At 39.0% G+C, this 1077-nt stretch carries 2 pseudogenes; both read right to left on the bottom strand.

Annotation, left to right across the window (positions count from 1 at the left end):
• Nucleotides 1-444 (bottom strand): annotated as a pseudogene (locus BWI92_RS29015) (DDE-type integrase/transposase/recombinase); the annotation flags it as partial.
• A gap of 83 nt (nt 445-527) precedes the next feature.
• A pseudogene (locus BWI92_RS29020) lies at nt 528-875 on the bottom strand (transposase); the annotation flags it as partial.
• Nucleotides 876-1077: the final 202 nt, after the last annotated feature.

Here is a 1077-nt window from a genome sequence, read left to right on the forward strand (position 1 = left end):
AATATAGTGAAAAACGATGTCATTCATCTGACTCCATTCTTGCGCTAGCTTTGCTACAAATTCTGGCCCATTATCCATTCGAATCTTAGTGGGCTTACCATATTTGTTCACCAAATGGCGAAGAATATAAATCACCCTACTACTCTTGAGCGAGTAGTCTGTCTCTATGAAAAGTACTTCTCGATTGTAATCATCTATCACGTTAAAGCTTCGGAATGAACGCCCATTGCTCAAAACATCACTCATGAAGTCTATGCTCCAAGTTTGAGTAAAGCTTTGGGGTACTTCTAAGGGCTCTTTTACTCTAGCCACAAGACGTTTTTTAGCCTTTCTACGAATAGAAAGACCCATATGAACATACACCCGATGCACTCGCTTATGATTGAAACTATGACCCGCATTGCGCATACGGTGGTAAAACTTCCAAAAGCCTTCACGAGGATGATCCTTACTCAATTGTGATAATTCATCCATTAACACTTGATCGTTCTTAACGGATTGATACCTTAAACTGCTTCGGCTCGTTTTGAAGATACGGCATGCCTTGCTAATGCCTCTTGGATAGAGTTCTTTCAACTCTCGCACAAGTGCTCGCTTGACACAAGGCTTTAGAGCTTTTTTTCTATGACATATTTTGCCATATCCAACTCCAAGGCTAGTTCTGCATACATGCGCTTGAGTTTGGCGTTCTCTTCTTCAAGTTGTTTGACCTTCTTGAGTTCGCTCGCTTCCATGCCGCCATAACGCTGACGCCATTTATAAAATGTTACCTTACTGACCCCATATTCCCGAACAATGGTGTCTAAGGACTTGCCAGATTCAAATTCCTTAAGAATCTTGGCAATTTCGGTCGGACTAAATTTGCTCCTTTTCATAATACTTACCTAAAGTTAAAAAATATCACACTTTTTAAACTTTTAATCCGTACTATTTTTGGGGAAGCTTACATAAGAACGTCGGAAGTAAATTCAACATTTAATTTGTCTGAGTACTTAATTACTTTTGAAGATAGAATTTATCAAGAAGATTTTAGCTAACTAAAATCCCTGACACAGTTTAGTGAACACTCCCTTTACA

Origin of the sequence: Flectobacillus sp. BAB-3569, from assembly GCF_002270355.1 — a bacterium.
GTDB lineage: Bacteria > Bacteroidota > Bacteroidia > Cytophagales > Spirosomataceae > Flectobacillus > Flectobacillus roseus.